This is a genomic window from Bradyrhizobium diazoefficiens, from assembly GCF_016616885.1.
Lineage (GTDB): Bacteria > Pseudomonadota > Alphaproteobacteria > Rhizobiales > Xanthobacteraceae > Bradyrhizobium > Bradyrhizobium diazoefficiens_F.
In genome coordinates, this window is sequence record NZ_CP067102.1 from 426,614 (window position 1) to 445,754 (window position 19,141).

Below are 19,141 nucleotides of genomic sequence, written 5' to 3' on the forward strand. Positions count from 1 at the left end.
TTTGCTTGCGCGGAAGGAACGGCTCATGGAGCAGCTTGAGAGCGATCCCGGGCCGAACGAGCGCGCTGAAATCGAAAGACTGCTCGCGAAGATCGAGACCGCGCTGAGTCTGCTCGAACCGGGAGAGGCCGCCAGTCCGAGCGACGAGTGAACTTAGTTTGCCCTGTCACAGCGCGCTCAGGTCGTCCGGCACGTCCCCGAACTTCCGGATCAGCTTGGCGTCGCCGAAGTCGCCGGTGGCAGGATCTCCGGTTCGGCTGAAGGCCAGCGCGCCGGCGCAGCCGGGTTTGCGCGACAGCGCCTCGGCTCGCATGACGGCGGCGTTGGCGCTGAGGCATTCCGCCGCCTCACCGGCGGCTAGGCCGTCGTCGGAGAAAACGAACGGTAGAGCGACGTAGTAGGTCACATCAGCCATCTGCTCCATCCTTGTGTTCTCGAGCCTCTGGGAGCCGCCCGCGAGCGTAGCCGGTAGACACCTTGGTCCTTGAGTCGAGCCGTTGAGGCGCGGCAGAAGGCGTCTGCCTAATATCGCGTAACAACCGATCTCGCCAAGGCAAGAGCGGCTTGGGCATCGAAGCGCAGCGCAAAGACTGCTATTTTTTCTGTACCTCCCCTTGGGTCCACCTACCGCCGAAAAAAAAGGTGGCCACCCCCTCGGCTATGAGGTCAAAAAAGCGGGGCCCTGTGCTTGAGTCCCCGCAGCGCCCCCTAAATCGACGCCAGTTAGCGCTAAGGCTTTGGAAATGTTAGAGTGGCTGTCGCTGAGATGGGATTTTGCATCCGGGTTCTCAGCCTGTTTCCATTAATGCATTAACCAGGAAGGCCATGGAGGCCAGCGTGAAGCTCACTCGAGCGCTGGAGATCGCCGGCAAGGCTCGGATCAGGCGGCGTATTGCGGCACCGAGTGATGCCGCCAGCGAGCGGGTGGCTCCGTCGTCTGAGCGGCCGGTTGCCTTGCGCGATAGCTACGGTCGTTTTCTCAAAGGCTGGGTTGGTGGTCCAGGTCGGCCGTCGCGCGACCTCTTGCGGGAAGCTTATGTCGACGACTTGTTCGCAGCTTGGAAGCGGCATGGTCGGCGGGCGCTCCGACAAGTCTGCCAGGAGGACCCGGCCACATATCTGCGCCTCATGATCGGCTTGGTGCGGAAGATGCGATCCGGTGACTGAGATGGATGCGACACCGAACGAGCTGCTCGTCGAGCGCATCGCCAAACGGAAGCGGCAGAACGTGCAGCGGGTGCAGCGGTGCCGGAAGCGCAAGCAGGCTGGTGCGCGCTGTGTGCGCATCGAGGTCGTGGATTGGGCCGAGGCGCTCGACGCGTTCATAAAGATCGGCGTGCTCGCGGAGGATCAGCGCACCAATGATAGGGCGATCGAGGCGGCCATTGCGCAGTTGTGCAGGGCGGGGTTTCGAGCCGTTGAGGCGCGGCAGAAGGCGTCTGCCTAATATCGCGTAACAACCGATCTCGCCAAGGCAAGAGCGGCTTGGGCATCGAAGCGCAGCGCAAAGACTGCTATTTTTTCTGTACCTCCCCTTGGGTCCACCTACCGCCGAAAAAAAAGGTGGCCACCCCCTCGGCTATGAGGTCAAAAAACGGGGCCCTGTGCCGGAGCGACAGGTCCGCGAAGCTGTGAAATTTGAGCAAGAGTTGCGCAAGGCTGCTTGAAAATAGCGTTTGACGAGAACGTTCCGATTGCAATGGTCAAAGTCTTCCAGACTTTCGCCAACGAACGACAATTGAAACGGAAGATCGGCGCGTTTGAGATCACAAGCGCCATGCAATACACGCCGAATTCAGGCGACGATGATTATCTCAAGAAGAACGATGCGCCTTGGATCAAGCGATTTGCTGCTGCGGGAGGCAATTCGGGCGACACGGAGATGAAGGTATGTGCCGCACGAGAGTAGGGGAGGATGGTTGGCAGGCTCCTGAGTGACGCCAGCATCGCGGTTGGGGAAATATGAGAACTCCAAAGCAACTGGCTGAATATTGGAAGACCATATGGGCCTTGAGCGATATCCCGCCCTCATTCTGGAAGCGAGCGTACATCTGGGTAGTCTTCAAGAGATCAGTCCACCCCGCATCGACTGAACGCTCGCAGGGTGTATGTCCAAGTGTATGTAGCCTAAGTGACTGTTCTAACCGTCCTCTCCTGACCACCCGAAAACTGTCTGTGAATCTTAATGGCGGGCGCGCCCCCTGCAAGTCGGCTGGGGCCCTCTCGCGGCTGGTTACAGGTCTCACCGCAAGAGCGGGGCGGTCAGCCGGCGATAGGAGCTGATCCTCAACCATGTTCGTGCATGCACCGTCGAGGCCGCAGGCCCTGTTGGTGATTGATCCGATTCATCTCCGTTTCAAGCAGCGGCTTTGCGTCAGGATCGCAAATTCGATGCTCGATCGGATGACCGCAACCACTGACCAGCTATGCAAGCACCAAAGCCATGCGGTCGAATCTGGTAATCACTTGCTTGGTGCAGACCACTAGAACTTCGTTATGGAATGGTCAGGCAAATCTTCTGTTGGCAGGAGTGCAGACCGTTACCCAAGATGTTCACAATCAACTGCCACCGGAATCCGAGCCGTCGGGCAGCCGCCTCCGTTGCCGGCCAACCCTCTGATGGCGTCGTAGCCAGAAAGTCTGCTTGTGTCTGAGTAAGGCCGAGGCTCTGCAAATAGGCGCTCATCAACACGGCGCCTTCTGGCGAAGCAACCCCAGTTCTAGAGTCGTAGGGCATATGGAACACAAGCAGCGTGTTGCGCTGGACAATCGCGTGCCGACCAGAAAACCAAATCAATGTGCAGGCCGATGCACATGGTGCCCAAGTGCTCGCCCACGTATCAAACCCACGGTTGCTTACGATGGTGCCGATCTTCATGGCGCTCAAGAGGTTCCCGCCGTTGCTTCCGAGCTTGACGATGGTGCCTGCCGGCATGTTCGCCGTGCGAGCATCAAAGATTCTCTCATCTCCGGAATCGATCTTGCCAGTCAGGTAGACAATGCCGTTACTCGCGGTAATTTGGGATGCATGTACCGGGGTGGCCAGCAATATGAGAGCTAGGATCAACCGTTTCATGGTTGCTTCCTCTGACGAGACTCTCTGAGTCTTGGGCGCTCCGCCCCGGCGGAAAGCCTGCCTTCGCATTGTGCGACTTTATCGCACAGCGGGCGATCCTGCCATGATCTCGACGAAGTGTCCGCCGACCGCCGCTGTATCGATAAATTGTATCGAACCGTTCAATTGTGCTCGTGACTATCACAGGGGTAGTCCACACGAGGTAGCACTGCCTGCAACCTGGCGAGCGACTAAGGCGCTCACTTTTCCCCTACACGCAGGCCAAATGCTTGTCGCCGTAAGTCACACGCAGTCCGGCATGGCGCTTCAGACCATGGTGTGCGACGGTGTAGGCATCCAGCATATGACCAAGTCGGCCGGCGATAATCTTGGCCAGAAGGATGTCACTCGAAACATATGGTTACCCTGATATGCCCGCACTGGGAATCGCAGTACATCTGTTCAACCGCGGGCCGTAGCGGCATCCCAAGCGCATCGAGAACCGTGGCCATGCATTGGAGTTCATCCGGCTCGCCGTAACGGCTTTCCAATATCACCGTGGGACCTTTATCCTCAGAATATTTCGGCACTGAGCGCTTGAGTTCGCGCTCAAGCGAGTCGTGCACGATGTTACAAAAGCACGGCTCGTCGTAGTATCTGTCAGCCATTTGTCGGCCCTTTGTCATTGGCAATAAGCCCCAACGGTTGTTTTACACATCTCATCGAGTACAACGCCCATCGATTGATTGCGGCGTACCGTCGCTGTTGCGTGTGAGGGCGCTCATCTGGCCCTCCGATAGACGAGACTGGTGCCACCGCTGGTTTGGACGGCCGCACTCGTCTCGGTGAGTGCGACTACCAACCGGCCGTTTAGCAACCAGACAAGGCCAATTTGGTCGTAACGGCCCAGCCGGTCATAAGATGGATGCGGTTGCTCTGGCGGGGTGTGCAGGCCGAATAGGTCCTGCGGCGTCCAGCCGAGCGCGGCGGCTTTGTCACCCCACTTGGCCAGAAAACAGCGGCTGTCGTGGACGGCTTGCTGCCAACGATCGGCTTCGATGTAGTCGGGGCAGCGTTCGCAGAGCGCAGCAAAAATGCGCGCGTAAGGGTGCCCACCCGCTAAAACCAGCTAGAGTTGCTAAAGTTTCGGGTTGCCGTTCCAGCGCTTTAGCAGGTTTAGCGGGTTTAGATGGGCCCGCCTCTTGAATCGCATTTTCAAGAAAGGCGTGGGGATCAAACTTGGTGAAGGCGAAAGTCATGGCCGTCAGCCCCCCACGATTTCCCAAACCTCCCGACGGAAGGAGCCTGCAACCTCTCCGGCTGGAGCGGCGACAAGCCAGCCATGGCCGATGAGCAGGTTAACTGCACGGCGAGCATGGGCCTTATCGCGGATGGAGTTCGGGCCGCGCTGGTAGATGTCAGGCAGGGACACGAGCGTGCTTTGCTTTAGCCAGACCGTGCGGAGCCAAGTCAGAAGGGCCTGCGCCTCATGCAGATCGCTACTCGCGCGACTTGCACCAAAGAGCCGGATTGCCTCGGCCGCGTAGTGTTGCGCGAGCGCTATTCCAGCCTCCATCTCGGTCGAGCCGACCTCACTTGCGTCAATGTTGCCGAACAACGTCAGTACAGCGGCGATTCGCGCAGCGTGTTCGGGCAATTTGTTAGCAAGCCCGCGTATCGGCTCGAGTTCGCCGCCAATTCCCAATCGCGCTTCTATGTGATCATGGAAGGCAATCCATAAACGCCGCGCGGTCATTGACAGCGGCACACTGCGGGGGGTCAACTCGTTTTGCCTTCCGTCAGCCATTGCCATCGGCGACTCCAAGATGTCGAGGAGCGCTCGCCCATATGCCAACATTGAGCTGTCACTTTTTGCCGATGCCTCGCGCCAGATGCGGGTGCCGCTCGCTGGTTCAGGCGCGGTTAGCAGGACTCGCGACAGAAGGCCTTGCTCGAGAAGCAGTCGATCCCCGAGCCAGATGCTGCCGACATCCGGCTGCGCCATCAAATGCAAAGCCACCCGCCTTCCGGGCAATATCGTCACGCCGTCTAGCGCGCGCACGCGCTTGAGTGGTTCGCCATCCCATACAGCGGATAGACCAGTGGCGGTCCGCAGCTTGGCATCGTCGCTCATCCCGTGCCCGCCGATAAATTGACCGCCTTCGGCTGCGAAAATTCCAACGCTCGGCTGCCCCACGGCCAGCAGCTTGCAGAGACCCTCGAATGTGGGCTCGTTGCAGGTGAGCACCGGCGTCAACGGCCGGATGGGTGCGGCGCCAAGCGCATCCAGCGCCGTTTTGATGCGCGCGCGGTCGCCGCGCGCACTTTTCATCGCAACTTCACGGGCCTTCTTCCATGCGGCCTCCGCGTTCTCGAATTGCAGCATTTCGTCAACAAACGCCGCACGCAGGGCGGCCTCACGCTTGTGAATGGGCCATAACGCCTCGCGGTCAACAGCACTCTTGCGCTCGCCAGTGGCAGCAATGCTGATGAAGAATCCAGACGTTGGCCTTGCGTGCCCCGTCGGCAATTCGACATCAGCGTGACCTTGAACGGTGAGGGTGGCTGCGGCGAGCACAGCCTGCCCGCAAATTGCGATCGGCGCCTGCACGCGGTCATTGATCGCACGGGCCGCTGACCCAAGAAGTGGGCCAAGCGCATCGACAGGGAACGGATCAGCCGCCGGCGGCTCGCGCATGAGTGCTCGCGGCGCTTCGGATTTTGCCTCGGTGGTACGCGCGGCGTTGTCCTCGTGGGGCGCGTCGTCTGTTGATGATCGCGGCGCGATGGTTTCCACGGTGGCTACTCCCGGCGGGAAGTCCGGGGCGATACTGTGCGCATCGGCGACACGCACTCCATTCGTCAACAGATAGGCTGGCACGCGACAATCGGATTCGCCGGGCCGTGGGCCGTTGGCCTCGCTCCATTCGCCAGTCGCTTGCCAGTGCCCCACGACCTTCTTCCACGCAGCGTCGCGAGCGACCGAATCGGAAAACGCCTGACTGCGGAAATTACTCATCGCGCCCTCTCGCTCAAAATGTCGGCGATGTCGGTGTCTTCGAGGTTCGGCGTGATCAGCCGCACCTCACGGCCCGCCGCACTCCATGTTTTTGCGCAGTGACGCGCCGCGTCTTGGCCGGTACTGTTCGCATCGTTATCGGCGAGAATTGTTAGTACCTCGATGCCAGTAAGGACGGGGAATTTCTTGATAGCGCCCGCGCAGCCGAGCGCCCATGCCGGGCGTAGGCCAAATGTCATTGCGCTCAGAGTAGTTTCAACGCCCTCGCCAACAAAAAGCCCGTGCTCAATCTCATCGTCGGCCGAAAGCTTGATCGCGGCACCACTCGTGGGCCCGAGTGTGAGGCGATTAATTTTGGAGCCAGTAGGGGTCAGGGCCGTCCGATGAATTGCGCGGGGCTCATTGGTGATCACGCACCGATACAAGGCCAACAAACACGGGTGTCGGACACCGGGGCCGAAAGGGCACAATGGATGAAAGCGTAGGACCTCATCGACCCGTGGCGGCAATTCGAGACAGCGAGTAGCGGTGAGATAGCGCGCAGCAAGCGTGCCCCTGATAGGCCGCGCCTCGAACCAGATCGCGAAGGCACTATCTCGGTTTTCCGCGCATTTGCGATCTTCGTCGGCGCGATCTGGTCTTACTGCATCTCGTATCCTAATCGGGGGCGCAGGTCTCCCCCCGTCGCCTGCAAGTCGCTGCACTGCCTCAGTAAAGTCGCAGCCATCGAGGTGTTGAAGAAGGCCGATCACATCGCCGCCGCGCTGACAACGGCGGCAATTCCAGACGCCCTTCGCGACGTTCACGCCAAACCGATCGCAGCCGCCGCACACCGGACATGGACCGATAAGTTCACGCCCGACGCGGCGCAGCTCGATGCCGTGGCGTTCGAGTTCGTCCGCAATCGGCACCCCGCGCGCCTTGATGATCTTGTCCGCCGGGATGCGGCGCTCGGCGGTGGCGATCATGAGCGGGCCTCAACCTGTTCCGGCCGTGACCTCGTTCGCACGGCGCCCACCGGCTTAAGTCTGGCTCTGGCCCATGCGATTGCCTGACTCGGCTTGAACGCCGGAAGTCTTCCCCAGTAACCCTCGACCGGCGGACCGATATTGATGGCTGGGGAGCAGTACTTCGAGACCGTGCTTTTCGATATCTGAAATCCGGCCTCTGTCAGAAAACTCGCGAGCGGCGCGTATCCGACGATGAGTTTCTCGTCTATGTCCATGGCACCACGTCCTCTGACGTTTGATCACGATGCCGAACGCTAGAACAGGTGAGCGGATACTGGGGAGGGGGCTAGATTCGCATTCTTCAAGAATGCGAGAAATTCTACTGGTGGTTTACTTCATTGGCTCGTTGAGCCAGCGATAGAGCGTCGAGAGCGATATAGTTGGACGCCCAAGCTCGCGCAGACGATCGTTCACCCAACCCAGCCGGACTTTCGCCGGATCACCAGCGCGCGCCTCCTCATGGATTAGAGCGAGTAGGCGTCTTTTGTCTCGATCTTTCGCGGCCCGCGCACGTCCGGCTTGATCGGCTAGGGCCTTGTGCCGTTCGTCACGCCGTATCTTGTCCACGTCCTCGCGTGTGGGAGGACGCACAGGCTCCGACAAAGGTTGAAACCACGCGATGGTGGTTGGTTGGCTCTTCGGCGCAGAGGCCTGTCGGCGCCGCTGAGCGGTGCTCTGTCGTGGCCTACGCCGTCGCGTCTTGTTAGGCATCGCGCCTCCGCAAAGAAGAGGAACGGCGGCACGCGTTCGGCCCGTTAGCCTAGCTGCCGCTTGGCGATATTAACCGCGCGGCTTAAAAAGCACCAAGGTCAAGAATGCTTCGCGTTGGGCGTCAGTACCGTTCATGAAAAATTCGACAGCCTCGCGCGCATTGCGAACCGTAATTTTTGCCTCATCAATGGTGAAATCACGCGACGGATCATAGCCGCGATATTTCTCAGCTCGTGGAGTTCGCACAGTATCCGTGCAAAGTCGGCGACCGGACCAACGCCGCCCGACGGCACATATGGTGCCACGGGAGGCAGCGGGGCGACTCAACTGTCCGCAAAGCGTCATCAAGCGAGCGTGATCAACGCTCCGATACACCAAGCTATACCGTGGCGTTGCCCGATTGCTCGATGGAACAACCATGTCGGCCGCAGCCGTCAGCGTGAAATGGTACAATCCGTAATATGCTGCGGAGATCGCGCGGCGTAGGTCGGTTTGCAGGGGCTGGCCTGTGGCTAGCAACGCATCTGCCTGATCGAACAAACGCAAAAGGATCAGGAGGCGACATCGTCAGGGACGCGCTTCGATGTAACGTACGATGGGAAAGCGGCCCTCACCGGCGTCCGCCAGTCGCCGGATAACCTCGGATACCGTGAGCGCCGAAGGCTTTCCCATGATCGCCGCTGACGATCCGGCCGTAAGTTCGATGGTGATTTCGATCGCCTCACCGCCCTTGGAGTCGATCGCGGGTGCGGTTGTTACATTGGTAAAGCCGATGTGGTTTTCCCGCGCAGCTTCGCTCGCAATCTCTTTGATCCTATCGTCGGTCAACATACTGCTCATTTGGTCCTCCACCGCACAGTTTATCTGATGTCATAGGGGGGCATGAAATTTTTGCCGGTACATCGCCGAGGGGGCCGCCCACGTTTTGCCGCCCTAGAGTATCTGGGGGGTGTCACGGCTCGGCCCTAGCCAGCAGCACGACATTGTCGGCCGGCGGATTGAGGATGCGCTCGACTAGCGCCGCGAGAGCCTCGAACGCACGGCGCTTTTCGGGCAAGTATTGGTGTCGGTCGTATACACCGCGCACGCCGCCAATCACGTGGCCTAAGCAGCGCTCGGCATGGTCGCTCGGTACGCCAGCGCGCGACATCAGCGACCGCGCGGTGCGCCGCAGATCGTGCAGCGTCCAGCGCGGCAGCGTCGCGTCGAGGTCGTGCTCGCGTAATTTCGCAAGTACCTTGTCATCGAAGGCACGCTTGAACTTGGAAAAGCCGCTGAGTGGGTGCTTGCCGTCAGTGGTGAACACCAGTCCGCTTTTGCCGATCTTCGGCACGGCGGTAAGGATGGCTTGAGCGGCTGACGACAGTGGAACTACCAATTCGAGCCCCGTCTTGTAGCGCTCTTGCGGGATGGTCCATTCGTCGCCGGAGACCTCGCTGCGTTGCATAGAAGCCGCCTCATTGCGCCGCGCAGCGGTCAGGATTAAGAACTGCACGAGGTAGCCAAACGCTGTCTCTGGGGCTTCTGCGGCCTGCCACACCGCCCGCAATTCGGCATCGGTCAGGATGCGTTGCCGCCGCCTCTGGCTCGGGCTGGTCCGGGCCATGCCGCGCACGATCGGACTGCGAAAATCATCGCTGCGCGAGGCATGCCAACTCATCACGCGGCGCAGATGTGCCAGCACGTGATCTGCCATGGGCGCGCCAGCCGTGTCAGCGACGCGATCGAGCAGGCGGACGATGTCGGTCCGTGTGATGTCGCCGATCAGCCGGGCGCCGAGTCTCGGCAACACGTGGCGTTGCAGCGTCGCCCGGCGCTCGTTGATGCTGCGCAGCCGCTTACCCTCGCGTGTTAGATATTCCTCGACAATCGCCTTGACCGTGCTGCTCTCGGCACGCTCGGCCTTGCGCCGCTCGCCAAGCGGGTCGCGGTTTCTGGCAACGTCACCGAGGATCGCCCTCGCTTCTTTGCGGGCCGCAGTCAGCGTCAGGCCGTTCTTAAGGTGCATGCGTCTGGAGCGCCCGCCAGCACGATACTGCACTACGTAGCTGCGGTGGCCATTGCGCGTGACCATCAGGCCGAAGCCGGGTAGCCCCTCGTCCCAATAGGTGGTTCGTCCGGCGCCGGGCGTAGCGGTGGCTTCGGTCACGAACGCGGGTGTCAGCTTCTGGCGCATGCGTTTGCTTCATCCAAAACCGTCTCAGGGCGGCCCGGCTTCAAAACGTACCAGCGGAGCCCGTCCCGCGCGGCCAAGTCGTTTTTTTGCTCGCTCGTACACGACGGGGGCCGTTTTTGACGCGGGGAGTAGCTTAAGGGAGGAAGTGCGGAATTCGGATTCGATTCCCACCGTCCGCTGGCGCTCCTCGGGTCAGCACCGGGTCAGCACTCGTAGAGAATAGGTACAGAAACGAAGGGAAACAAGCGGAAGCAGAAATTGTTAATATATCAACGGAAAGCAGCACCGCTGGTCTGAAGCGGAAGTCGGCGGAACCGCGCGGTAGGCTAGAACACACAATTCGTAATGACGGGGTCGGGGGTTCGAGTCCCTCTTGCGGCACCAGCGCTCAAAATGTCCAGCCCGGAGACATAGGTAACAGGTCGTACCTAAGACATGGGTGACAACCTCGTGCCGAACGGGTTGTCGAAGGGTTGCAGGGTCACTCACTCCACGCATTCGTTGGCATGGCCATTATTGCTCGGCCCGCACTTTCGCCGTCAAGCCCGCGCGCCAAGGGCGCGCCCCCTACGGGGCTTCGGGGGTTGACGGCTCAGCGCGGCCAAGCCGGTGGCTGCCATGCCAAGAATGAGCAAGAGTGCATCTCGGTCAGAGCGACAATGTCGTACCGGGAACATCGGTGACGGGCTTCGGGCCGAATGGATTGTCGAGGGGTTGCAAGGTCTTTTGCTCGAGGTCGAAGTATCCCAGATCGTAGTGCATGAAGCTGACGAGCCAAATGCCATCGTCGACTTCCTTGATGCCGAGCTTCTGGCCGGCCAGCACGCTCGAGATGTTGATCCTCTTGCGATGCAGGCAGAGCCGTCCGCAGGCCGTGACGAGGACGTCGCGGTCATGGAATGGATAGGACAGTTCGGGCAAGCCGTCATAGTGGCGCGGTGAAGCCGCATACAATTCCGCCGGACACTTCATGTCGAGCGCCTCGTGCGGTCTTTCCGTGTTGAATTCGTGAACGAAGGCATCGAAGCGGTCTTGTTGTTGCAGAATATTCGAGCCTGGCGGCCGGGTCGCCTCCTTCTTCAGCGTCAGGTGCATGCGCTCGTGACGGCCATTCTGCTGCGGATGGCCAGGCTTGATGCGTTCGATGGCGATGCCGAGACGAAGCCACCAGACCGAGAGCCTTGACAGGTTGAACAGCGCATTGGGGCTGGCGAACGGTACGCCATTGTCGGAGCGGATCGACAGCGGCAGCCCGCGTTCGGCAAACAGCCGCTCGAACGCCGTAACTGCCAGTTCCTCTCGCGTCGACTCCAGAGCTTCGCACATGAGCAAGAACCGCGAAGCCTGATCGGTCACGGTGAGTGGGTAGCAATAGCGCCCATTGCCGAGCTTGAACTCGCCCTTGAAGTCGGCGCACCAGAGGTCATTGGGCGCAACCGCGGCCGACAACCGCGTGCCCTGCGCCGGGGTCTTCCGTTCACGGGCGCGCTTGACCAGGCCCTGGCGGTCGAGCACGGCATGGATGGTGCTCTTGGCCGGCACCCTGACGTCACCATCCAGCCGCCGGACCAGGAGCTCGCGGATTTTGCGGGCTCCCCAATGTGGCTTCTCGGTTTTCAGGCGTACGATCAGGCTTTCGAGCTGCTGCGGCAGCTGGTTGGCGTAGCGGACCGGCCGCCGCGACCGGTCCGTCAGGGCCTCAAGCCCGTGCTCCTTGTACCGACCAAAGATCTTGTAGCCGGTCTTCCGCGATATGCCGAAATCCCGGCATACGTCCGTCATTGCCTCGCCATCCAACAGCCGGGCAACAAACCGCAGGCGCTCCTCCATCACCGAACTCGCTTTCCACGGCATCCACACCTCCCGCAGAACAAAAGCGGAAAGTGTAACCCATGTGTCCGGTACGTTTTGTCACCTATGTCTCGGGCCGCTCAAAAATGTCCAGCCAAGCACTATCATCTGACATTTGGACTGCGCTTTGCCGCACGAGGTCAACTGGCTGATCTCGTGCCATCCATCTGCGTGATTTCCATCACATAACCTCGCGCACCTCTCGCCTAGTGTCCCGGTCACGCAAACACGGGGAGATTTCACATGCGCAAGATCATTTTGGTCGCCGCCATGGTTCTGGCTTCCGCATCTGCCCAGGCAGGTGGCTCACGCAGTCTTTCGCTGGCCACGGCCAATGAGCGGGTACCGGCTGCGCAAGCGGCTGCGCCGACCACCGCAACGATTCAGGTGAGTGAAGTCGCACCAGTCCCCGACGCGCCGAAATATGTCGACCGGCCGCCGGCGGTTTCGGCCACCGCGCCGGCTGCGGCAACGACGTCAGCGCCCGTCGCGACCAGGCCTGTAGCAAAGACGACGGCGAAGGCCGACAAGCCCAGGCACAAGCGGTGGACCGAAGGCCGCATCATCGCCGAGCTGCACAGTCACGGCGTCTATTGGTAAGCGGCGGCGTGTCGCTCCCAAAATGAAAATGGCCGGGCTGCTGAGCCCGGCCATCATGCTTGCCGAAACCTGAGGCGCTTAGCGCTGCGAGACTGTCTGCACCACGCTCGAGATCGGACGCGTGGTCGTGCTGGCGGTCGGCACCTTCATGTCCTTCATCAGCGCTTCGTCATATTCCGGCAGCGTCTGAAGCGTCGTCTTCGCTTTCATCTGCACGACCTTGTAGCCGCCGGCCTTGAGCCGCGCGAGCAGCGCCGGCATTGCTTCGCCGGTGTGCTTCTGGAAATCGTGCATCAGGATGATGCCCTTGCCGAGCTTGTCGAGTCGCGTCATCACCGTCTCGATGATCTTCTCCGGCGTCGCGCCCTTCCGGAAATCGAAGGAGTCGATGTCGGTCGAGAACATCGCGACGTTGCGGGTGCCGAAATAGCTCACGATCGCCGGATTGTGCTGAAGCTGCGGGAAGCGGAAGAACGGCGACGGATTGGTGCCGAGCGCCCATTTCACCGCGCTAATGCCCTTTTCGACCTCGTCCTTCGCCATCTGCTCGGTCATCTTCTTGCCGTTCAGGTTGACGTGCGACCAGGTGTGCGTGCCGACCGTGTGGCCCTGGGCCAGCACCTGGCGCAGGATTTCCGGATGATAGGTCGCATGCTTGCCGACCGAGAAGAACAGGCCCTTGGTGCATTCATCCGCGAGCGCCTTCAGCACTGCGGGCGTGTTCACCGGCCAGGGACCGTCGTCGAAGGTCAACACGACCTCCTTGTCGGTGAGGAAGTCGAACTGCTTGAAATGATCGAAGCCGAAGCCGGGGCCGCCGGTGGTGTCGATCTCGACCACGCGGGAGACGCCCAAAGCATTCGGATTGGTGCAGGTCGCCGTCTGCTGAACCGGCGCCGGTGCAGGCGCGGGCGCGGCGGCAGGAGCGGCGGGCTTGCCCGCGAGCGCCGCAGTGGTCTCGACGTCATCCTTGGCGGCAAGCTTGGCCGGCGCCGGCAGAGGATCGGCGGCGCGGGCGGCCGTTGTCTTGGGGGCGCCCTGGTCGGCGCGCGAGGAATAAAAGTACCAACCTCCGGCGATCACGACCGCCGCAAGGACACTGGCCAGCATCAGGCCCAACGCATTACGCATCGCTAATCTTTCCAAATACGCAACCAAACCAGCGGAATTTCCCGCGTGCCCGGCCATTAATGCGAAGGAACAGTTAACGTGACACCAACACGACAGCGGTTGTGGTGGAATTTCAGCTGGCTGCGCCAAAGTGACCGATGTCACAAAAGCTAGGCCGCCCGTGACGGTGATCACAGTGGAAAGGATTTTGGCGGAGCATGGTCATTCCCATCAACAACGGGCCCGCTTCCCGCGGCGCCAATGGGAGCTTCAAATGACCACCTCTCTGAACACCAAGTCCTTGACCGCCAAGATCCGCGACACAAGCCTGGCTCTGGGCTTTGCCGCCATCGTCTCGATCATCTCGACGACCTCGAGCTTCGCCTTCTCGGCCGAAGCGCAGCAGATGTGCACCGGCGATGCCTTCCGCCTGTGCTCGTCGGAGATCCCCAACATCCCGAAGATCACCACGTGCATGATGAAGCATCGCTCGGATCTGAGCGCCGGCTGTCGCGCGGTGATGGACAAGGACCTCGCCAAGGGCGCCTCACGCAAGGTCGCTGACGCCCAGGACGGTCAATAAGAGCGCAGCGAGTGCATCGTTGCGTCGGTGAGCTCCCCTCGCGATGTGCCCCGGCGTCGAGCCGGGGCCACGCGGCGGCGCCAATCAGAATGCAAAGTCAGCCTGCCAATAAAGCCGTTGCGGCTAAGGGATCGTCGCACTAGCTTCGCCCGCACATCTTCGGGGTACGAGGCATTACGCGATGACCAGATTCTTTTTCATTGTTTCTTTGGTTCTGTGCGGATCTGGCGCGTCAGCGCAGCAGCAGCCCGGCCACGACGCCTGCGCGCGCGACGTCACGCGTCATTGCCGCGCCGTGATGAATAATGGCGATAGCGCCGTGCTCGCCTGCCTGAAGCAAAATCGCGCCAAGCTGAGCAAAGCCTGCGACAAGGTGCTGACGGAGCACGGGCAGTAAGGACTACGTGCTGCTGCCCGCCGCGGTCGCGACCACCGGCAACACCTCGGCACTCGCGCGGTCCGGCGTCGCCTCGTTCCAACGCACCGAGCCGAACGGCCGCTCCAGCATACGGCGGATCCGCACCGGCTCGGGGCCGACGTGAAAATCGATCGCCTGCTGGTGCAGCGCGCGTTCGGATTGCGTCGATCGGTTGCGCTGGCGCAGATAGTCGAACCAGGTCGGACAGTGATAGCGCTCGGTCCACAATTCCGGGTCTGCGATGTCGCGCGCGATCGACCAGCCATAGGCGCCGTTGCGCTGCCTTGAGAGCTGCACATCCTGCATCACATTGTGGAAGGCGCGGGCGTTCTCTTGGGCGACGCGATATTCGATCTCGACCACCAGCGGTCCGCTGCGCCCGGTCAGCGACAGCTTCACTTCGGGATCGGCCAGCACATCGGCGTCCTCGTTGCGGGCGCCGACGCGCGGCATCGCAAGCCAGATGCCGAGAACGGGCGAGATCAGCATCAACCCGGCGGCAGTCAGCAGCGCGACCTCGACCCCGGCATAGTCGGTGAGATGACCCCAGCCCCAGGCGCCGATTGCGATGCCGCCGGAGATCGAGGCCTGGAACGCCGCGAGCGATCGCCCCGCGACCCAGCGCGGCGCGGAGAGTTGCACGCCGATGTTGAAGAGCGCGACAGCCGCCATCCAGACAGCTCCCGCCAGCACCAGCGCGGCCGCGGTCAGCACCGGCTCGCTCGAGAGCGCAAGGGCCGCCATCGCAAAGGCCATCGAGATCGTGCAGACGCGGATCGCGGAGTCGCCGCTCATGCGCTTGCGCAGCTCGTGGATGTTGAGCGCGCCGACCACGGCGCCCATGCCGAAGGCGCCCAGCATGATGCCGTAGGTCTGCGCGCCGCCGTGCAGCAGGTCGCGTGCGACCAGCGGCATCAGCGCCATCACGGCGCCGCCGATCAGGCCCATCACCAGCGTGCGCAGCAGCACGATCTTGATCGGTGGCGAGTTGGTGATGTAGCGGAAGCCCGAGACCATGGCGCGGTTGAGCTTCTCCCGCGGCAGCCGCGATGGCTCGGTGGTCCGCCGCCAGAGCAGCAGCACCACCAGCAGCGGCAGATAGAGGATCGCATTGCATGCAAACGCTGCGACCGCGCCAAGGGCGGCCACGATGACGCCGCCCACAGCGGGACCGAAGCTGCGTGCGATATTGTAGCTGATGCCGTTCAGCGCCACCGCCGACGGCAGCGCCTCCGGCGGCACCTGCTCGCTGACCGAGGACTGCCAGGCGGGACCGAACAGCGCATTGCCGCTGCCGACGACGAAGCAGAAGGCCAGCAGCGATTCCGGGGCGATGAGCTGCAGCCCGGCGAGGATCGTGAGCGCTGCTGCGCCCGCCAGTGCGATCAAGAGTGCGACCAGCGTCACGATGCGGCGGTCATACATGTCGGCGATGGCGCCGGCCGGCATCGAGATCAACATGATCGGCAGCATCAGGGCGGTCTGCACCAGCGCCACCTTGTCGGCGGAGGCCGCCATTTGCGTCATCGCCCACGCCGCGCCCACGCCCTGGATCAGGAGGCCGAGATTGGAGAGCAGGCTCGCGAGCCAGATGCGCCGGAACACGGTATACCGCAGGGGAGCCGTAATGCCGTCGGCGGGACGTCTCTGGTGGTTCGTCTGCTCGGTCATATCCTCTTCCAAATCGTCTGGCAGAAATGGCTCCAATGATTCCGGCATCTTCAGTGATGCCCGCGAAAGTCCTTCGCTGTCCAGTGGTTAGGCCGCTATAAGCAGTGCAAAGACATCGTTTTGCCCGGGGGAGGAGCAGATGAAGCTGTCGCGACGGACGATCTTGCAGGGTGCGGGTAGCCTGGCGTTCGCGGTTGCGAACTTCCGCACCGATGCGCTGGCGCAAGCGCCGTCAGCGGCCCAGAGCACTGAGGTGTCGCCGATCCTGTTCGTCCATGGCAATGGCGACTACGACGCGCTCTGGATGACGACGCTGTGGCGGATGGAGTCCAATGGCATCGCGCGCGACCGCATGATGGCGATCAATTTCACCAATCCAACAGCGCGCGCCGACGATACGGTCGAGGAGGCCAACCGCTCCTCGACCGAGGATCAGCGCCGCGAACTGGCCACTGCCATCGCCGAGCTGAAGCGCCGCACGGGCGCGGCGCGCGTGGCGCTGGTCGGCAACTCGCGCGGCGGTAACTCCATCCGCAACGTCATCAAGAACGGCGGCGCCGGCGATGTCAGTCACGCGGTCCTGTGCGGCACGCCCAATCATGGCGTGTTTGCGCTCGATGATCTGCTCGGCAGCGAGTTCAACGGACGCGGCACCTTCCTGCGCGGCCTGAACGACGGCGACAGCGAGGTGACGCCGGGCACAGCCTTCCTCACCCTGCGCAGCGACGGCATGGACAAATATGCGCAACCCGATGGACGCTTCATAGGCAAGCCGGGCGTGCCGACCAATGTCACCGCCGAGGGACCGGAGCTGAAGGGTGCGACCAATCTCGTGCTCGGCACGATCGACCATCGGGAGACGGCGTATCACCCGCGAGCTTTCCGTGAGATCTACAAGTTCATCGCCGGCCGCGAGCCTGCGCGCATCGCGATCACGCCGGAGCGCACCGTCCGCCTCAGCGGATTGGTCACAGGCGCGGTGGATGGCATGCCGACCAATCGCCCGGTGGCCGGGGCGGTGGTAGAGGTCAACTATGTCGACGGCGAGAGCGGAGAGCGCAGGGGCGTGGTGCATCGCTCGACGACGGGCGCCGACGGCCGTTGGGGGCCGGCCGCGGTCGATTCCACCTTGCCGCTCGAGCTCGTCCTGACCTCACCCGACGCCCCGACGACGCATTTCTACCGCTCGCCCTTCCCGCGCTCCTCCGACGTCGTGCATTTGCGCGCCGCGCGCCCGTTCATTCCCGCGGACAAGGATGCCGGTGCGGTGGTGATCATGTCGCGCCCGCGCGGCTATTTCGGCCTGCCGCGCGACACCGTCCTGTTCGACGGCCAGGAGCCCGCCGACGTCCATTCGGGCGTGCCCACGGATGCGGCAGCAACCCTGCGCCTTCCGGCCAGCGAGATCGGGCGTAAAATCGTGGCCCAGTTCAACGAAGAGCGAATTGTGGCACGTGCCTGGCCCGCCTCCGAGAACAGGATTGCGGTTGCCGAACTGACTTACTAGCTAATTGCCTGCGCAAGCCTTTACTGCGACGAGATCTGCGGGAGAGAGCCATGAACATCGCCAGCGTGCGTCGGCCCATCATCCCCCCGACCCCGCCGCGCGCGCCGGACAATTTGTCGTTCTTCGGCCGGCTTGCGGTCATCAGGCAGAATATGATCGCGACCTGGGGACAGCGCGCCTATGAGGAAGAAATCATCCAGGGCCGCTTCTTGCTGCACAAGAGCTTCATCCTGAACCAGCCGGATGCGATCCGGCACGTCCTGCTCAGCAACTACGAGAACTACACGCGGACGCCGGCGGGGATCCGCATGCTACGTCCCGTGCTCGGCGAAGGCCTCCTGCTCGCCGAGGGTCATGCCTGGACGCATCAGCGCCGGACGCTCGCACCCGCCTTCACGCCACGCGCTACCGCCAATCTCGTCCCGCACATGACGGCGGTGCTCGACGAGACCATCGCGAAGCTGGATGCGCGCACGAACGAGCCGATCGATCTGCGCGAGGTCATGCAGCGCATGACGCTCGAGATCGCCGGGCGCACGATGTTCTCGTTCGGGATGGACCGGCACGGTCCGACCTTGCGGAGTTTCGTCATGGAATATGCCGAGCGGCTCGGGCGGGCCTACTTCCTCGACATGGTGCTGCCGGTGTCCTGGCGGACGCCCATGGATCGGGCCCGTGCCCGCTTCCGCACGCGCTGGACCGAGTTCGTGGCGATGCTGATCGCCGAGCGGCGGGCCGCGGGCAAGAAGGACGGCGCGCCGCCGCGCGATCTGTTCGATCTCATGGACGACGCCCGCGATCCTGAAACGGGCAAGGGCTTTTCAGACGAGCAGCTCGTCGACGAGGTCGCGACCATGATCCTGGCGGGTCATGAGACGACCGCGACTGCGCTGTTCTGGGCGCTCTATCTGCTGGCGCTCGATCCTGATACGCAGGAGGAGGTCGCCTCCGAGACACGCGGCGAGCATCTCGACAGCATGGCCGATATTGACCGGCAAAAATTCACCCGCGCCGTGGTTGACGAGACCATGCGGCTTTATCCGCCGGCCTTCCTTGTCGCCCGGGCCGCGCGCGACAAGGACATTGTGGCCGGTGCTGAGGTCAGCAAGGGCGACATCATCATGATCGCACCCTGGCTGCTGCACCGGCACGAGAAGCTGTGGGATCAACCGAACGCGTTCATTCCAAAGCGCTTCATGTCGAAAGAGGCGCCCGATCGCTTCGCCTATCTGCCGTTCGGCGCGGGCCCGCGTGTCTGCGTCGGCGCCGCGTTCGCGCAGGCCGAGTCCGTGCTGGCGCTGGCCCGGCTGATCGGCGCGTTCCGCGTCGAGCTGGCGGATGCGACGCCAGTCATTCCGTGCGGCGTCGTCACGACCCAGCCGGACCACTCACCCCTGTTCCGCATCACGCGCCGGTGACAGGCTCTGGCC

18 protein-coding genes are annotated in these 19,141 nt (G+C 62.3%); 8 read left to right on the forward strand and 10 right to left on the reverse strand.

Annotated elements, in window-relative coordinates:
* The first annotated feature begins 25 nt into the window (after window positions 1–25).
* A complete protein-coding gene (locus JJC00_RS38540) occupies window positions 26–151 on the forward strand; it encodes a hypothetical protein (RefSeq protein WP_283816830.1) in 126 nt (41 codons plus the stop codon).
* A gap of 15 nt (window positions 152–166) precedes the next feature.
* Here the strand turns inward: JJC00_RS38540 and JJC00_RS01955 are convergent, their stop codons facing one another.
* Entirely contained in the window at window positions 167–415 is a 249-nt protein-coding gene (locus JJC00_RS01955) for a hypothetical protein (RefSeq protein ID WP_200471093.1), read from the reverse strand.
* 753 nt (window positions 416–1,168) lie between these two features.
* Between JJC00_RS01955 and JJC00_RS01960 the strand changes: the two genes are divergently transcribed.
* Complete coding sequence (locus JJC00_RS01960; protein WP_200471094.1) at window positions 1,169–1,447, forward strand: hypothetical protein; 279 nt, start codon at window positions 1,169–1,171, stop codon at window positions 1,445–1,447.
* Window positions 1,448–1,699: 252 nt separating this feature from the next.
* Window positions 1,700–1,909 carry a hypothetical protein gene (locus tag JJC00_RS01965; protein ID WP_200471095.1) on the forward strand — a complete coding sequence of 70 codons (210 nt, stop codon included), beginning with the start codon at window positions 1,700–1,702 and terminating at the stop codon, window positions 1,907–1,909.
* A 585-nt stretch (window positions 1,910–2,494) separates the two neighbouring features.
* On the opposite strand, the gene JJC00_RS01970 is transcribed toward JJC00_RS01965, so the two are convergent.
* The 7 genes from JJC00_RS01970 to JJC00_RS02000 all read right to left on the reverse strand — a co-directional run bounded on the left by JJC00_RS01970 (window position 2,495) and on the right by JJC00_RS02000 (window position 11,825).
* A complete protein-coding gene (locus tag JJC00_RS01970) occupies window positions 2,495–3,076 on the reverse strand; it encodes a hypothetical protein (protein WP_200471096.1) in 582 nt (193 codons plus the stop codon).
* Window positions 3,077–4,319: 1,243 nt separating this feature from the next.
* Window positions 4,320–6,074 (reverse strand): YfjI family protein, encoded by a 1,755-nt coding sequence (locus JJC00_RS01975; protein ID WP_200471097.1) that lies wholly within the window; start codon window positions 6,072–6,074, stop codon window positions 4,320–4,322.
* Window positions 6,071–7,042: a DUF7146 domain-containing protein gene (locus JJC00_RS01980; RefSeq protein ID WP_200471098.1), complete on the reverse strand. Its 972-nt coding sequence runs from the start codon at window positions 7,040–7,042 to the stop codon at window positions 6,071–6,073. The genes JJC00_RS01975 and JJC00_RS01980 overlap by 4 nt, the downstream gene beginning before the upstream one ends.
* Window positions 7,039–7,299, reverse strand: a complete 261-nt coding sequence (locus JJC00_RS01985) for a hypothetical protein (protein ID WP_200471099.1) — start codon at window positions 7,297–7,299, stop codon at window positions 7,039–7,041. Before JJC00_RS01985 ends, JJC00_RS01980 begins: the two co-directional genes overlap by 4 nt.
* A gap of 1,063 nt (window positions 7,300–8,362) precedes the next feature.
* The gene (locus JJC00_RS01990) at window positions 8,363–8,635 is read right to left on the reverse strand and encodes a hypothetical protein (RefSeq protein WP_200471100.1); all 273 of its coding nucleotides are present in this window, start codon (window positions 8,633–8,635) and stop codon (window positions 8,363–8,365) included.
* 112 nt (window positions 8,636–8,747) lie between these two features.
* Window positions 8,748–9,971 carry a tyrosine-type recombinase/integrase gene (locus JJC00_RS01995; protein ID WP_200471101.1) on the reverse strand — a complete coding sequence of 408 codons (1,224 nt, stop codon included), beginning with the start codon at window positions 9,969–9,971 and terminating at the stop codon, window positions 8,748–8,750.
* A gap of 648 nt (window positions 9,972–10,619) precedes the next feature.
* Window positions 10,620–11,825 carry an IS481 family transposase gene (locus JJC00_RS02000; RefSeq protein ID WP_200469653.1) on the reverse strand — a complete coding sequence of 402 codons (1,206 nt, stop codon included), beginning with the start codon at window positions 11,823–11,825 and terminating at the stop codon, window positions 10,620–10,622.
* A 240-nt stretch (window positions 11,826–12,065) separates the two neighbouring features.
* Between JJC00_RS02000 and JJC00_RS02005 the strand changes: the two genes are divergently transcribed.
* Entirely contained in the window at window positions 12,066–12,422 is a 357-nt protein-coding gene (locus tag JJC00_RS02005; RefSeq protein WP_200471102.1) for a hypothetical protein, read from the forward strand.
* A 78-nt stretch (window positions 12,423–12,500) separates the two neighbouring features.
* Here JJC00_RS02005 and JJC00_RS02010 read toward each other — a convergent pair whose 3' ends face one another.
* Entirely contained in the window at window positions 12,501–13,553 is a 1,053-nt protein-coding gene (locus tag JJC00_RS02010; protein WP_200471103.1) for a polysaccharide deacetylase family protein, read from the reverse strand.
* Between the two features lie 253 nt (window positions 13,554–13,806).
* Between JJC00_RS02010 and JJC00_RS02015 the strand changes: the two genes are divergently transcribed.
* Both JJC00_RS02015 and JJC00_RS02020 read left to right on the forward strand, forming a co-directional pair.
* The gene (locus JJC00_RS02015; protein ID WP_200471104.1) at window positions 13,807–14,115 is read left to right on the forward strand and encodes a hypothetical protein; all 309 of its coding nucleotides are present in this window, start codon (window positions 13,807–13,809) and stop codon (window positions 14,113–14,115) included.
* A gap of 181 nt (window positions 14,116–14,296) precedes the next feature.
* Complete coding sequence (locus JJC00_RS02020) at window positions 14,297–14,512, forward strand: hypothetical protein (protein ID WP_200471105.1); 216 nt, start codon at window positions 14,297–14,299, stop codon at window positions 14,510–14,512.
* Between the two features lie 3 nt (window positions 14,513–14,515).
* Here JJC00_RS02020 and JJC00_RS02025 read toward each other — a convergent pair whose 3' ends face one another.
* Window positions 14,516–16,204 carry an MFS transporter gene (locus tag JJC00_RS02025; protein WP_200471106.1) on the reverse strand — a complete coding sequence of 563 codons (1,689 nt, stop codon included), beginning with the start codon at window positions 16,202–16,204 and terminating at the stop codon, window positions 14,516–14,518.
* A 139-nt stretch (window positions 16,205–16,343) separates the two neighbouring features.
* Here JJC00_RS02025 and JJC00_RS02030 point away from each other — a divergent pair, with 139 nt between their 5' ends.
* Both JJC00_RS02030 and JJC00_RS02035 read left to right on the forward strand, forming a co-directional pair.
* Window positions 16,344–17,711 (forward strand): hydrolase, encoded by a 1,368-nt coding sequence (locus tag JJC00_RS02030; protein WP_200471107.1) that lies wholly within the window; start codon window positions 16,344–16,346, stop codon window positions 17,709–17,711.
* 50 nt (window positions 17,712–17,761) lie between these two features.
* Window positions 17,762–19,129, forward strand: a complete 1,368-nt coding sequence (locus JJC00_RS02035) for a cytochrome P450 (protein WP_200471108.1) — start codon at window positions 17,762–17,764, stop codon at window positions 19,127–19,129.
* Window positions 19,130–19,141: the final 12 nt, after the last annotated feature.

Bases quoted from the DNA above. Each gene is read 5' to 3' on its own strand.
- JJC00_RS02015 (WP_200471104.1), top strand. From the start codon at position 13,807: ATGACCACCTCTCTGAACACCAAGTCCTTGACCGCCAAGATCCGCGAC.
- JJC00_RS01975 (WP_200471097.1), bottom strand. From the start codon at position 6,074: ATGAGTAATTTCCGCAGTCAGGCGTTTTCCGATTCGGTCGCTCGCGAC.
- JJC00_RS02025 (WP_200471106.1), bottom strand. From the start codon at position 16,204: ATGACCGAGCAGACGAACCACCAGAGACGTCCCGCCGACGGCATTACG.
- JJC00_RS01995 (WP_200471101.1), bottom strand. From the start codon at position 9,971: ATGCGCCAGAAGCTGACACCCGCGTTCGTGACCGAAGCCACCGCTACG.
- JJC00_RS01990 (WP_200471100.1), bottom strand. From the start codon at position 8,635: ATGAGCAGTATGTTGACCGACGATAGGATCAAAGAGATTGCGAGCGAA.
- JJC00_RS02030 (WP_200471107.1), top strand. From the start codon at position 16,344: ATGAAGCTGTCGCGACGGACGATCTTGCAGGGTGCGGGTAGCCTGGCG.
- JJC00_RS01955 (WP_200471093.1), bottom strand. From the start codon at position 415: ATGGCTGATGTGACCTACTACGTCGCTCTACCGTTCGTTTTCTCCGAC.
- JJC00_RS01970 (WP_200471096.1), bottom strand. From the start codon at position 3,076: ATGAAACGGTTGATCCTAGCTCTCATATTGCTGGCCACCCCGGTACAT.
- JJC00_RS02005 (WP_200471102.1), top strand. From the start codon at position 12,066: ATGCGCAAGATCATTTTGGTCGCCGCCATGGTTCTGGCTTCCGCATCT.
- JJC00_RS02035 (WP_200471108.1), top strand. From the start codon at position 17,762: ATGAACATCGCCAGCGTGCGTCGGCCCATCATCCCCCCGACCCCGCCG.
- JJC00_RS02000 (WP_200469653.1), bottom strand. From the start codon at position 11,825: ATGCCGTGGAAAGCGAGTTCGGTGATGGAGGAGCGCCTGCGGTTTGTT.
- JJC00_RS01960 (WP_200471094.1), top strand. From the start codon at position 1,169: ATGGATGCGACACCGAACGAGCTGCTCGTCGAGCGCATCGCCAAACGG.
- JJC00_RS02010 (WP_200471103.1), bottom strand. From the start codon at position 13,553: ATGCGTAATGCGTTGGGCCTGATGCTGGCCAGTGTCCTTGCGGCGGTC.
- JJC00_RS01985 (WP_200471099.1), bottom strand. From the start codon at position 7,299: ATGGACATAGACGAGAAACTCATCGTCGGATACGCGCCGCTCGCGAGT.
- JJC00_RS38540 (WP_283816830.1), top strand. From the start codon at position 26: ATGGAGCAGCTTGAGAGCGATCCCGGGCCGAACGAGCGCGCTGAAATC.
- JJC00_RS01980 (WP_200471098.1), bottom strand. From the start codon at position 7,042: ATGATCGCCACCGCCGAGCGCCGCATCCCGGCGGACAAGATCATCAAG.
- JJC00_RS02020 (WP_200471105.1), top strand. From the start codon at position 14,297: ATGACCAGATTCTTTTTCATTGTTTCTTTGGTTCTGTGCGGATCTGGC.
- JJC00_RS01965 (WP_200471095.1), top strand. From the start codon at position 1,700: ATGGTCAAAGTCTTCCAGACTTTCGCCAACGAACGACAATTGAAACGG.